At 71.8% G+C, this 12,953-nt stretch carries 12 protein-coding genes; 11 read left to right on the top strand and 1 reads right to left on the bottom strand.

Translation table 11 applies throughout. The annotated features are described in order from the left end of the window. The first annotated feature begins 130 nt into the window (after nucleotides 1–130). From EUA94_RS10880 to EUA94_RS10890, 3 genes are read left to right on the top strand one after another with little or no spacing between them, the layout of a single operon-like run. Nucleotides 131–1,996: an alpha/beta hydrolase family protein gene (locus tag EUA94_RS10880; RefSeq protein ID WP_129426897.1), complete on the top strand. Its 1,866-nt coding sequence runs from the start codon at nucleotides 131–133 to the stop codon at nucleotides 1,994–1,996. Continuing rightward, nucleotides 1,989–2,897 carry an alpha/beta fold hydrolase gene (locus EUA94_RS10885; RefSeq protein ID WP_129426898.1) on the top strand — a complete coding sequence of 303 codons (909 nt, stop codon included), beginning with the start codon at nucleotides 1,989–1,991 and terminating at the stop codon, nucleotides 2,895–2,897. Before EUA94_RS10880 ends, EUA94_RS10885 begins: the two co-directional genes overlap by 8 nt. Then, the gene (locus EUA94_RS10890; RefSeq protein ID WP_242494796.1) at nucleotides 2,894–4,003 is read left to right on the top strand and encodes a M20 family metallopeptidase; all 1,110 of its coding nucleotides are present in this window, start codon (nucleotides 2,894–2,896) and stop codon (nucleotides 4,001–4,003) included. Before EUA94_RS10885 ends, EUA94_RS10890 begins: the two co-directional genes overlap by 4 nt. Before the next feature lie 3 nt (nucleotides 4,004–4,006). Here EUA94_RS10890 and EUA94_RS10895 read toward each other — a convergent pair whose 3' ends face one another. Continuing rightward, a complete protein-coding gene (locus tag EUA94_RS10895) occupies nucleotides 4,007–4,729 on the bottom strand; it encodes a TetR/AcrR family transcriptional regulator (protein ID WP_129426899.1) in 723 nt (240 codons plus the stop codon). A 164-nt stretch (nucleotides 4,730–4,893) separates the two neighbouring features. On the opposite strand from EUA94_RS10895, the gene EUA94_RS10900 reads away from it, so the two are divergent. Genes EUA94_RS10900 through EUA94_RS10935 form a run of 8 tightly spaced genes read left to right on the top strand, consistent with a single transcriptional unit; the run spans nucleotide 4,894 to nucleotide 12,950 of the window. Beyond that, a complete protein-coding gene (locus EUA94_RS10900) occupies nucleotides 4,894–6,612 on the top strand; it encodes a peptide ABC transporter substrate-binding protein (RefSeq protein ID WP_207210499.1) in 1,719 nt (572 codons plus the stop codon). 43 nt (nucleotides 6,613–6,655) lie between these two features. Beyond that, nucleotides 6,656–7,624, top strand: a complete 969-nt coding sequence (locus EUA94_RS10905; RefSeq protein ID WP_129426900.1) for an ABC transporter permease — start codon at nucleotides 6,656–6,658, stop codon at nucleotides 7,622–7,624. Then, nucleotides 7,621–8,520, top strand: coding sequence for an ABC transporter permease (locus tag EUA94_RS10910; RefSeq protein WP_129426901.1), 900 nt, complete (start codon nucleotides 7,621–7,623; stop codon nucleotides 8,518–8,520). Before EUA94_RS10905 ends, EUA94_RS10910 begins: the two co-directional genes overlap by 4 nt. Further along, nucleotides 8,517–9,539: an ABC transporter ATP-binding protein gene (locus EUA94_RS10915; RefSeq protein ID WP_129426902.1), complete on the top strand. Its 1,023-nt coding sequence runs from the start codon at nucleotides 8,517–8,519 to the stop codon at nucleotides 9,537–9,539. The genes EUA94_RS10910 and EUA94_RS10915 overlap by 4 nt, the downstream gene beginning before the upstream one ends. Further along, nucleotides 9,532–10,503 carry an ABC transporter ATP-binding protein gene (locus EUA94_RS10920; protein ID WP_129426903.1) on the top strand — a complete coding sequence of 324 codons (972 nt, stop codon included), beginning with the start codon at nucleotides 9,532–9,534 and terminating at the stop codon, nucleotides 10,501–10,503. The genes EUA94_RS10915 and EUA94_RS10920 overlap by 8 nt, the downstream gene beginning before the upstream one ends. A gap of 27 nt (nucleotides 10,504–10,530) precedes the next feature. Beyond that, entirely contained in the window at nucleotides 10,531–11,619 is a 1,089-nt protein-coding gene (locus EUA94_RS10925; RefSeq protein WP_129426904.1) for a tartrate dehydrogenase, read from the top strand. A 24-nt stretch (nucleotides 11,620–11,643) separates the two neighbouring features. Continuing rightward, nucleotides 11,644–11,946 carry a biopolymer transporter Tol gene (locus EUA94_RS10930; RefSeq protein ID WP_129426905.1) on the top strand — a complete coding sequence of 101 codons (303 nt, stop codon included), beginning with the start codon at nucleotides 11,644–11,646 and terminating at the stop codon, nucleotides 11,944–11,946. Next, nucleotides 11,946–12,950 (top strand): PASTA domain-containing protein, encoded by a 1,005-nt coding sequence (locus EUA94_RS10935; RefSeq protein ID WP_129426906.1) that lies wholly within the window; start codon nucleotides 11,946–11,948, stop codon nucleotides 12,948–12,950. The genes EUA94_RS10930 and EUA94_RS10935 overlap by 1 nt, the downstream gene beginning before the upstream one ends. Nucleotides 12,951–12,953: the final 3 nt, after the last annotated feature.

Consider the following 12,953-nt stretch of genomic DNA (forward strand, 5'->3'; position numbering starts at 1 on the left):
CCGACAGGTGAGGTGGACCCGCGTAGTCCGGCATCGCTAATCAGCAACAATGACTTGTCGCATGACAACGACCCTTGCAGTCCGTCACGGTCTGCGGTTGACTCGCCCCAAGCCGATCGGAGGAGTCCCCGTGCCAGATCCCCAGCTCGACAGGTGGTTCACCAGCGGTGCCGTGCTCACCGCGCGTCCCGCGTCCGGACCGGCCGGCCTCTGCCTCGTCGTGGAGGACGGCGCCGAGCATGGAATCGGCCGGGTCCTCGACCTGCGCACGCTCGAGCTCGGCCCGGTCCTGCCCTTCGAGGTGGGCTTCGACTCCCTGCTCTCGCCCGACGGCAGCTGGGTCGTCGGGCTCGACGACGACGGCGGCAGCGAGGTGGGCGCCCTCGTCGTACGGCACGTCGACGGCACCCGGGTGCAGACCCTCACCGACCGACCGCCCTTCGTCCTGCGCGGCCTGGAGTACGCCGCCGACGGGACTCACCTGCTCGCCACGATCGTCGACGAGGGTGGCCACCACCTCCTCCACGTGCCGGTGACCGACCCGACTGCTGCCTCGGTGCTGTTCAGCTCGCCCGAGGAGAGCTGGTACGGCCACCTGTCCGCCGACGGCACGCTCGCCTGCGCCGACACGACCGACCACGTGCCCGGCGTACGACTCCCGGCGGTGACGGTGATCGACGTGGTCACCCGCGCGGTGGTCGCCGTCGCCGACGACCTCCCGGACGGCGGACCCGTGCGGGCGGTGCGCTTCTCGCCCGCACCCGGCGACCCCCGGGTGCTGCTGGCCACCGAGCGCAGCGGCTTCGCGAGGCCAGCGCTGTGGAACCCGCTGACGGGCGAGCGGCGCGACTACGAGCTGCCCGAGCTGGAGGCGGACGCGATCGTCCTCGACTGGCACGCAGGCGCCGGAACGATCCTCGTCGTCGATGCGCTCCCGGGCCGGCACCGACTGCTCGCCGTCGACGAGCACACCAGCGAGATCCGGGTGCTGCGCGACGTGGGCGGCAGCGCCTGCGAGCCCGACGTCGCATCGGTCTTCCCGCACTACGCCCAGTCCTTCCTGGCCCCCGATGGTCGCGCGGTCGTGCTCGCGTCCGGCTGGACCACGCCCCTGCACCTCCAGGTCACCGACGGCACGGACACCCACGTCGTGCTGCCGACGGTCGACGTCCCTCGCGGGATCCCGCTCGAGTCACAGCTCGTCGTGAGTGCCGACGGGACGCCCGTGCAGCTCTGGTGGGCCGTGCCCGACGGTCCTCCGCGCGGCACGATCCTGCAGGTCCACGGGGGGCCGAACCTCGTCACCCTGGACCGCTACCACCCCGACGTGCAGGCCTGGCTGGCGAGCGGCTTCGCCGTCGGCTGCCTCAACTACCGCGGATCGGTGACCTTCGGCCGCACCTTCCGCGAAGGGTTCTGGGGCGTCGGCGGCGACCGCGAGATCGAGGACGTCGAGGCCGCGCTCGACTGGCTGCGTGCGCGCGGGCTCGCCGACCCCGCGTCGACGTTCATCACGGGCGCGTCGTACGGCGGCCACATGAGCCTGCTGTCCGTGGGGCGGTTGCCCGACCGTTTCGCCGGTGCGCTCGCGATCGTCGCGATGGCTGACTGGGAGTCCGCCTGGGACGAGATGAACCCCGCCCTTCGCAAGACCTGGACCAGCTTCATGTCGCTCGCACCCGACGGGTCGTTCGACTCCTCGCGGATCACCGAGACGCTCAAGCGGTTCTCCTCGATCAACTACGTCGACCGGGTGCGGGCCTCGGTCTGGCTGCACCAGGGCAGTCGCGACACCCGCACCCCACCTGCGCAGGCGCGCAGCTACGGCGACAAGCTGCGGGCGGCAGGCGGCGACGTGCTGGTCGAGTGGTTCGACGCGGGCCACGAGCCGACCGGCAGCGAGGCGGCCCTGCACGAGTGCACGCGGCTGCTGGAGCTCGTCGAGGCACGGCTGGACGGCACTCCGTGGCGCAACCTCGGAGCGACCGATGGCTGAGCCCGGCACCGACATCGGCATCGCCGGTCTCGAGCACCGGCGCCTCGAGCGCGACGGCGTCGGGATCGCCACCTGGGCGGGCGGCAGCGGCAGCACGGTCGTGCTGCTGCACGGCTATCCGCAGACCTCCCACATGTGGCGCCACCTGGTCCCGGCGCTGCTCGAGGACCATCACGTCGTGCTCGCCGACCTCCGCGGCTACGGCCGCTCCGATGCGCCGGAGCCGGGCCCCCTCGACGCGACGTACGCCAAGCGCGAGATGGCCGCCGACGTCGCCCTCGTGCTCGACTCGCTGGGCATCGACTCGGCCCACGTCGTCGGCCACGACCGCGGCGCCCGGGTGGTCCACCGCTTCTGCCTCGACTTCCCCGAGCTGGTGGCGAGCGCCGCAGTGCTCGACATCGTGCCGACGCTGCACATGTTCGACCACGTCGACCGCGCGATGGCCGAGGCCTACTTCCACTGGTTCTTCCTCACCCGTGACCGCGGGTTGCCGGAGACGCTGCTGCGCGCCGACCCGGACGCCTGGATCCGCAGCAGGTTCGACGGCCGGCACCGCGACGGCTTCGCGTTCGAGCCGAGCGCGATCAAGGCGTACGCCGACGCCTTCCGGCGCCCGGGCGTCGTCGAGGCGACCTGCGCCGACTACCGCGCAGCCGCGGGGATCGATCTCGAGCACGACCGTACGGACCGGACGTCGGGTCGCACGGTGGCGCGACCGCTGCTCGTCGGTTGGGGCACGAACGGCTACGTCGGGCGGTCGTTCGACGTCGCGGCCGTCTGGCGGGAGTACGCCGCCGACGTACGCCCCGTGGCGATCGAGGCGGACCACTACGTCGCCGAGGAGAACCCCGCAGCGACCCTCGCGGCGCTCCGTGACTTCTGGGCGTCGGTTCAGTGACGGTCGGGGCAGGGCGCGCGCTGGAGCGGCTGGAGCGGCTGGTCTCGATGGAGACGCCGTCGAGCGACGCGACCCGGCTGGACGCGGTGCACGACGTGGTCGCCGGATGGGGCGCCGAGGTGCTCGGACGCGACCCGGAGCGGGTCGTCGTCGACGGCGTGCCCCACCTGCTGTGGCGTACGGAGGAGGCGCCGGCCGTGCTCCTGCTCGGCCACCTCGACACCGTCTTCGCGGCGGGCACCATCGACCGGCGTCCCTTCCGGGTCGCCGACGGCCGTGCGACCGGACCGGGGGTCTTCGACATGAAGGCCGGGGTGGTGACCGCTCTCGAGGCGCTCGACGGGGTGGCGCGCCCCGAGCGCGTCGCCCTGCTGCTCACCGGCGACGAGGAGGTCGGCTCGATCACCTCGCGAGCCCTCATCGAGGAGGTCGCCCGGTCCGCGGGTGCCGTCCTGGTGCTGGAACCGAGCCTCGGCGGAGCCCTCAAGGTGGGCCGCAAGGGCGGGAGCTTCTACCACCTCGACTTCCACGGCCGGGCCGCCCACGCAGGCCTGGAGCCGGAGCGCGGGCGCAACGCGCTGCTCGAGCTGGCGAGGTGGGCGCTCGAGCTGCCGGCGCTCGCCGACCCGGCTCGCGGCACGACCGTGACGCCGACGGTCGCGTCGGCCGGCACCACCGTCAACGTCGTGCCCGACCGCGCCACGCTCACCGTCGACGTACGCGCCACGACGCTCGCGGAGCAGACCCGCGTCGACGAGGCGGTGCGCGCGATGGTCGCGCGGCACGACGGCGCCGACGGCGTGGTCGTCCGGGTGGACGGGGGCATCAACCGGCCGCCGCTCGAGACGTCGGGTTCCGAGGCCCTGGTCGCGTTGTGCCGCGGCGAGGCCCGACGCCTCGGCCTCGACGAGCCGGAGACCGCGTCGGTGGGTGGGGCGTCCGACGGCAACTTCACCGCCGCGCTCGGCATCCCCACGCTCGACGGCCTCGGCCCCAACGGCGACGGCGCCCACGCCGAGCACGAGTGGGTGGAGGTCGCCTCGATCGCCGAGCGCGCCGCGATCGTCGCCGGGATGGTCGCCGTGCTCACCGGCGCCCGGGAGTGAGCCTCACACCTGTGTGTCGGAGAGTCCCGTGCCGGCCTGGATCCGCGAGACCACCGAGTCGATCAGCATCTCGACACCGAGGTCGAACAGGCGCGGGTCGCCGAGGCTGAGCAGCTTGTCGGACGTGCGTGCGATGTTGGGGAACTCCTCCGCGGTGAGCTGGCGGTACTCCACGGTCCACGACAGCTCGTCCATCGTGCGGGTCTTCTCGGGCAGCGCCTGCAGGGATGCCTCGAGGGCCGAGACGGCGCGGGTGAAGTTGCCGAAGACGCGCGTCGCGACCACGGCCGACTCGTCGTCGAGTCCGGCGCGGCGGAACGCGTCGAGGGCGAACTCGACGTTCTTGAACTCGGTGGGACGGCGGGTCGTGCGGGCGGCCATCTGCAGCGCGAGCCCGGGGTAGCGGAGGTAGTGCTCGTGGATCAACCGCGAGATCAGCCGGAGGTCCTCGCGCCAGTCACCGGTCGAGACCAGGTCGGCGCCGTAGGACTTCGCGCGCAGCGAGTCGATGAGCTCCAGGACGAGCTCGTCCTTGTCGCGGAAGTGCCGGTAGATCGACGTCGAGTGCGCCTGGAGCTCCTCGCCGAGCGCACCGAAGGTGAGGCCCTCGAGCCCGTCGCGCTCCGCGATCTTCTCGGCGGCCGCGATGATCACGGTCCTGCTGAGGCTGTCCCGTGGACGACGCTTCTTGGGCGTCGCGTCGCGGGAGGGCTTTGCGCTCGTCATAGCACCCGTCTCTTCTCTGGCTGGACCCGCCGAGCGTAACTCACGCTCGCAGTCAGTGGCATTGACTATCAATGTGCCTACAACCCTTGCTAACCGGCGGCGGACCGTCCTAGCATGCCGTTGTCCGGCGGATCAGAGCCCGCCGCTCCACCCAGGAGGTGCGCATGTCGCGCAACCCATGTCCTTCGGTTGGTCAGCAGGCGCGCGGCACGCGGCGGGCTCCGGCCCTCGCAGTCGCCCTGGCGGCGATGCTCGTGAGCGCCTGCTCCAGCGGCGGCTCCGGCGCGCCGCAGCAGGACTCGGCCGACGTCCCGGTGGCCGACGGCGGCGAGATCGTCATCGGCGCCGAGCAGGAGCCCGACTGCGCCGACTGGCTCGGCACCTGCTCGGGGTCCATCTGGGGCTCGTACATCATGCAGATCACCACGGTGCCGGTGGCGTTCAACACCCGCCGCGAGGGCGAGGACTGGGTGCCGGCCGCGTCGTCACTGCTCGCCTCCGAGCCCACCACGGAGGTCACGGACGGCGCGCAGGTGATCACCTACGAGATCAACCCCGACGCGGTGTGGTCCGACGGCACCCCGATCACCTCGGCCGACTTCGCGTACACCGCGCTCGAGATCCGCGACGGCAAGGACATCCTCGACAAGACTGGCTACGAGAAGATCGAGAAGGTCGAGACCCCGGACGACGCCACCGTGGTGGTCACCCTCGACGAGCCGTACGCCTCGTGGAAGCAGCTGTTCAGCTCCTCGTACGGCGTCCTGCCCTCGCACCTGCTGGAGGGCAAGGACCGCGGTGCCCTGATGAAGGACGGCTACGACTGGAGCGGCGGCCCGTGGCTGATCGACGACTGGACGCGCGGCACCTCGGTCACCCTCGTCCCGAATCCCGAGTGGTGGGGCGAGGCCCCGAAGCTCGACAAGGTGACCTTCCAGTTCATCGGTGACACCGCTGCGGCCTTCCAGGCGCTCAAGAGCGGACAGGTCGACGCGCTCTACCCGAGCCCCCAGCTCGACGTGATGAGCCAGATCGACGCCGGCATTCCCGGCACCCGGTCCGAGGCGGACGCGCAGACCGGCAACCTGGAGGCGATCTGGCTGAACAACACCGCGTTCCCGTTCGACTCGCAGGCGGTCCGGCAGTCGCTGGCCTACTCCATCGACCGCAAGGCCATCGTGACGCGCCTGTTCGGCTCACTGGACGTCACCGAGCCGGCGCAGTCGTTCTTCACGCCGCTGCTGAGCACCTTCGCCTCCTCCGACTTCGACGCCTACGTCCTCGACCTCGACAAGGTCGACGAGCTGATGACCGGCGACGGCTGGAGCAAGGACTCCTCGGGTGTGTGGAGCAAGGACGGCCGCACCGCGTCGTTCGCCATCGAGACCCTCGCCGGCAACAAGCGGCGCGACCTCACCCTGCAGATCCTGCAGGAGCAGCTCGCCACGGCCGGCTTCGAGATGACGATCAACGCCACCACGCCGGCCGACCTGTTCGGCAAGGCCGCCCCCAACGGCGACTTCCAGGCGGCGCTCTACACGCTGATCGACACCTTCCCGGAGCCGCTCAACCTGTCGTCCACCCTGAAGTCGACCAACGCGCCCTCGGAGGCCAACGGCTTCTCCGGCATCAACTTCGGGCGGGTCGACATCCCCGGGCTCGACGACGTGCTCGACGCGATCGACCGGGAGACCGACGAGTCGGCCCGGGTGGCGGCCGCACACGAGGCAGACGCCCTGATCGCCGAGGCCGTCCCCGCGGTCCCCATGGTGGCCGTGCCCAACGTCCTGCTGTGGAGCGAGAAGCTCGCCGGGCCGATCGCCATCAACCCCTCGGAGGGTCCGTTCTGGAACCTCGAGGCCTGGGGCCTGGCCGAGCAGTGACGGGTCGGGACGAGACGATGCGGGGACACGGAGGGGGCCGAGCGTGATCGCGTACGTCGTGCGGCGCCTGCTGCTCTCCGTCCCGATCGTCCTCGTCGCGTCGTTCGTGCTCTTCCTCGCGGTGCGCGAGACGTTCGACCCGCTGGCCAAGCTGCGGCAGTCGCGCGACCCCGGGGTGCTCGAGCGGGAGACGGTCCGACTCGGCCTCGACCGGAGCGTGCCGGAGCAGTACGTCCTCTGGCTCAAGGGCTTCCTCACCGGCAACTGGGGCGTGAGCTCGCGCACCGGCGAGGACGTCCGCACGGTGATCTTCGCCGCCCTCGGTCCGACCCTCCAGCTGATCACGTGGGGCGTCCTGTTCGCCGTGGTGATCGCCGGCGCGATCTCGGTCTACTCCGCGACCAAGCAGTACTCCGCGGGCGACCACGTGCTGACGACGCTGAGCTACATCGGCATCGCGCTGCCGGCGTTCTGGTTCGGCCTGGTGCTCATCCAGCTGCTCGCGGTGCTGCCCCGACAGTGGTTCGGCCTCGACGAGCCACCCCTCTACTTCGTCGGCCTCCACTCACCGGGCCGGACCGGCTTCGACCTCGACTACCTGCGCCACCTCGTGCTGCCGGTCCTCACCCTCACCATCACCCTCGTCGCGTCGTGGAGCCGCTTCGGGCGAGCGTCGATGCTCGACGCCCTCTCCAGCGACTACGTACGCACGGCCCGCGCCAAGGGTGTGCCGCGCCGGCAGGTGATCCTGCGCCATGCGGCCCGCAACTCGCTGGCGCCGTTCGTCACCGTCGTCGCACTCGACGGGGCGCTGCTGTTCGGTGGGCTCATCGTCACCGAGCAGATCTACTCCATCCCCGGCATGGGCCGCCTCTTCCTCGACTCCCTGCTGACCGGCGACGTGTTCGTCCTCCTGCCGTGGATGCTGGTCGTCGCCGTGGCAGTCGTCCTCTGCAACCTGCTGGCCGACGTGGGCTACGCACTGCTCGACCCGAGGGTGAGGCTGCGATGAGCGCGGACATGGGCACGGTCGCCCAGATGGCCGAGGTCGCACCGGCGCAGGTGTCCGGGACGCGCGAGGTGCTGCGCCGATTCGTACGCCACAGGTTGGCCGCGATCGGCACCGTGGTCCTGCTCCTGCTCGTCGTGGCCTGCTTCGGTGCCAGCTGGATCGCTCCCTACGAGAAGGGTGCGCAGGACCTGCTGATCGGTCCGACCGGCCCGTCCGCCCAGCACCCCCTCGGCACGGACGAGCTCGGTCGCGACTACCTCACCGAGCTGCTCTTCGCCGGTCGCATCTCGCTGGCCATCGGCTTCTTCGTCGCGGTCTTCGCCACCGTCCTGGGCACGGCGGTCGGTGCGATCGCCGGATACCGCGGCGGGGCGCTCGGCGAGCTGATCATGCGGGTCACCGACCTGTTCCTCATCGTCCCGGGCGTGGCGATCCTCGCCCTGGCGCTGGAGGGACTGGGCTCGTCACCGACGACGATCGTGCTCGTGCTGGCCGGCATCAGCTGGACCTACATCGCCCGCGTGGTCCGTTCGCAGGTGCTGTCGCTGCGCGAGAAGGAGTTCGTCGAGGCAGCGCGGGTCGTCGGCGCGTCGACCACCCGGATCCTGGTCCGCCACCTGTTGCCCAACCTGGCCGGACTGATCGTCGTCAACATCTCCCTCGCCACGGCGACGGCGATCATCGTCGAGTCCACGCTGAGCTTCCTCGGCTTCGGCGTGCAGCCACCGCGCACGAGCTGGGGCAACATGCTCAGCCAGGCCGCCGGCCTCGTCGGCACCGAGCAGGTCTACCTCCTCTACTTCCCCGGCCTCTTCATCCTCGTCACCGTGCTCGCGGTGAACTTCGTCGGCGACGGCCTGCGCGACGCGCTCGACCCGCAGGGGAAGCAGCTGTGAGCGCCCCGGTCCTCGCCGTGGACGCCCTCGGCGTGGTCTTCGAGACCGACCGCGGGCCGGCCGTGACGGTCGACGGTGTCAGCTTCGAGGTGGCCGCGGGCGAGACCGTCGGGATCGTCGGCGAGTCGGGCTCAGGCAAGAGCACCACCTCGCTCGCCGTGATGGGGCTGCTCCCGCGCAACGCACGGGTCACCGGGTCGATCAAGCTGCAGGGCGAGGAGCTCGTGGGCCGCCCCGACACGGAGATGCGCGAGCTGCGCGGCAAGCAGGTCGCGATGGTCTTCCAGGACTCGCTGGCCGCGCTCAACCCGGTGGTCACCGTCGGCGACCAGCTCGCCGAGGCGGTCCGCGTCCACCACCCCGGAACCCGGTCCTCGGTCCTGCGCGGCCGAGCGATCGAGCTGCTCGAGCTCGTCGGGATCCCCTCGCCGCACACGCGCGTCGACCGCTACCCGCACGGGTTCTCGGGCGGCATGCGCCAGCGAGCCGTCATCGCGATGGCGGTGGCCAACGAGCCGAGCCTGATCATCGCCGACGAGCCCACCACAGCCCTGGACGTGACCGTGCAGGCGCAGATCCTCCAGGTCCTGCGCACCGTCCAGGACGAGACCGGGACGGCGATCATGCTGATCACCCACGACCTCGGGGTGGTCGCCGGCGTGGCCGACCGCGTGCTCGTGATGTACGCCGGCGGGCTGGTCGAGCAGGGCTCGGTCGAGCAGGCCTTCTACGAGCCCAGCCACCCCTACACCCGCGGCCTGCTCGCCTCGCTGCCGCGGACCGACCGCCGCAGCCGCGACGATCGCCTCTTCCAGATCGCCGGCCAGCCGCCACGCCCGACCGACCTGCCGCCGGGCTGCCGCTTCGGCCCGCGCTGCGAGTTCTTCGAGGCCGACCCCTGCTCGGTCACGGCGCCTCCGGCCGCAGAGGTCGGGCCGGGGCACCTCGCCGCCTGCCACTTCGTCGACAAGGTCGTCGCGTCGTCGCTCGACGCGGGGGAGCGGGGCACCGGTGACTGACGCACTGGTGATCGACAACCTGGTCACGGAGTACCCGATCCGCGCCGGCGTGCTCGGCCGCACCGTCGGTGCGGTGCAGGCCGTCGCCGGCGTCTCCCTCCGGATCGGGCAGGGGCGCACCTTCGGCCTGGTCGGCGAGACCGGCTGCGGCAAGAGCAGCCTGGGGCGCAGCGTCGTACGCCTGGTGGAGCCGACGTCGGGCCGCGTGCTCCTCGGCGGCGACGACATCACCGCGCTGGGCGAGCGCGGCTTCCGGGCCGTACGCCGCCGGGTCCAGCTCGTCTTCCAGGACCCGTACGCCTCGCTCAACCCCCGCATGACGGTCGGGGCGATCGTGGCCGAGCCGCTGGTGATCCACGGCCTGCGGCGAGGTGCCCGTGCGGAGCGGGTCACGGAGCTGCTCGAGCTGGTCGGGCTCGACGCGGGCCATGCGACCCGGCACCCGCACGAGTTCTCCGGGGGCCAGCGCCAGCGCATCGGCATCGCCCGGGCGCTGGCGGTCGAGCCGGAGGTGCTGGTGCTCGACGAGCCGGTCAGCGCGCTGGACGTCAGCGTCCAGGCCGGCGTGCTCAACCTGCTCGACGACCTCCAGCGCGAGCTCGGCCTGACCTACCTCTTCATCGCCCACGACCTCGGCGTCGTACGCCACCTGAGCCACGAGGTCGGCGTGATGTACCTCGGTCGCATCGTCGAGCAGGGTCCGGTCGACGCACTCTACGAGCGGCCGCTCCACCCCTACACGCAGGCGCTGCTCTCCGCCGTGCCGATCCCGGACCCGCGCATCGAGCGCACGCGCGAGCGGATCGTGCTGACCGGCGACGTGCCGAGCCCGGTCGACCCACCGTCGGGCTGCCGTTTCCGCACCCGCTGCTGGAAGGCCACCGAGCTGTGCGCCGAGGTGGTGCCGGAGCCACGGCTCATCGACGAGCGCCTGGTCGCCTGCCACCACGTCGACACCCCCTGACCCGCATCGCTTCCCGAGGAGACCCCCATGGCCCGGCCGCACCGCATCGCCGTCATCCCCGGCGACGGCATCGGGCAGGAGGTGGTGCCCGAGGGACTGCGCGTGCTGCGCGCGGCCGCCGGCCGGTTCGACGTGCCCCTCGAGATCGAGGAGTTCGACTTCGCCTGCGCCGACCACTACGTCCGTACGGGCGCGATGCTGCCCGACGACTGGTTCGAGACGCTGTCCGGCTTCGACGCCATCTTCTTCGGCGCCGTCGGGTGGCCCGAGGTGGTTCCGGACCACGTGTCGCTCTGGGGCTCGCTGCTCCAGTTCCGCCGGCGGTTCGACCAGTACGTCAACCTCCGCCCGTGCCGCCTCGTCCCCGGTGTGCCCAGCCCGCTCGCGGGACGCGAGCCCGGTGACATCGACTTCCTCGTCGTCCGCGAGAACACCGAGGGCGAGTACTCCAGCATCGGCGGCCGGATCTTCGAGGGCACCGACCGCGAGGTCGTGGTGCAGGAGACGGTCATGACACGGGTCGGCGTCGACCGCGTGCTGGAGTACGCCTTCGAGCTCGCGCGGTCACGTCCCGCGCGGCACCTCACGTCCGCGACGAAGAGCAACGGCATCTCCATCTCGATGCCCTACTGGGACGAACGGTTCGCCGAGGTCGGTGCGCGGTATCCCGATGTCCTCCGCGACCAGTTCCACATCGACATCCTGGCCGCCAACTTCGTCCTCAAGCCGGACCACTTCGACGTGGTGGTCGCGAGCAACCTCTTCGGCGACATCCTCTCCGACCTCGGCCCGGCGTGCACCGGGACGATCGGTATCGCGCCGAGCGCCAACATCAACCCGTCGAGGGAGTTCCCCAGCCTCTTCGAGCCGGTGCACGGGTCGGCGCCCGACATCGCGGGACGTGGCATCGCCAACCCGGTCGGCCAGATCTGGTCGGCCGCGATGATGCTCGAGCACCTCGGGCACCCCGAGGCCGGCGCCGCGGTGGTCGTCGCCATCGAGGACGTGCTAGCCCGCGGTCCGCAGGGTGCACCGCTGACCCCCGACATGGGCGGCTCCGCGACCACCGTCCACCTGGGCGCGGCGATCGCCGCCGAGGTGGCCAGAGCCGGCTGAGGTCAGCTCTGACATTCTCGGGACGTGGCCCCGACCGACGACGACAAGTGGCTCGTCGTCGACGGCCGCCGCTGGCGGCGTACGGACCCGGCCATCCCGCCTGACGCACTCGCCCGGCTGAAGTCCCACCTCGGCCGCGGCCGATCAGGCGTCCGCACCGCCGACTCCGACGCCGAGCTCGCGGCGACCCGGCACCGCACCCAGCTCGCTAAGGTCGGGCTCGGCGAGCGCGGCACGGCGTGGTGGGAGCAGACCGACGACGAGCGACGGGAGCGCTGGGAGTCGGCGCTGGCCGAGCTCGACGCGCTCGACCGGGGGGACGGCTGATGGACGTCGAGGACTACCGCGTTGCGCGCCATCGGCGGCTCGTCGAGATCGCGATCGAGCTCGGCGTGCCGACGGACCGTGCTGCGGGCGTGGTCGACCGGGTGATCGAGGACCAGCGACGTCGCATCCTCCGGGCCGCAGACCCCGACGAGGTGGTGGTCCCCGCACTCCGCGAGGAGGTGCTCGGCGGGAGGTCTCGCGGTCCCTCGCTCGCCGTCGCCGCCCTGGTCGCCGTCGTCGCGGCGGCGTTCGCAGTCCCTCTCCTGACCGGTCCCCCCGACCGCGAGGAGGTTGAGCGGAAGGTTGCGACGATCCCCTCGCTGGTGGGCCTCACCTCCACCGAGGCAGTGCGTGCGCTGGGTCGTGCCGGCATCGCGACACGAGTCGATCCGGTGCCCCAGTGCGACCCGGCCGGGCAGGTGCTCGGGTCCGTACCTCCGTCCGGTGACACGGTCCGGCCCGACGAGGTGGTGACCGTCGTCGCGACAGCGGCGCCGACCTGGAGCTGTCCGGCCGACGCCGCCGGACGCGTCCAGGCGTGGGCGTTCCTTCGCTTCCTCGTCTCCGGTTCGGGCCGCCCGCGCCTGGCTCCCGAGGTGCGGCTGTACGTCGACGGCGAGGCGGCCGGGACGGCCGACGGGACCCAGCCGGCCACGTCGTCCGACTGGCGCTGGCGCGTGCGCGATCCGGTCGTGGCGTACGCCGTGCGCCCGGTGGCCAACGACCTCGGGCAGCCAGTCGTCTCGATCACGCGGGGACCACTGCCGGCCACCACGTGCGGACTTCCCACGCCGATGCCGTCCGGCGTCGCGGCGGCGCCCACCCGGGTCGTGCTCACGATCGACAGCGCGGGACCGGAGCACGCGTGCCAGCTGACGATCGACCTCTACGAGGACGACGACGGAGCAATCGCGGTGGTCTCCGTGATCCTTCCCGGCGGCACAGGTCTCGGGCCGCCCCCCTGGGTACGCACCCGCGACGACCTCGACGACCTCGACGACTGACCC

It is taken from the genome of Nocardioides zhouii (genome assembly GCF_004137345.1).
In the GTDB taxonomy this organism is placed as follows: Bacteria; Actinomycetota; Actinomycetes; order Propionibacteriales; family Nocardioidaceae; genus Nocardioides; species Nocardioides zhouii.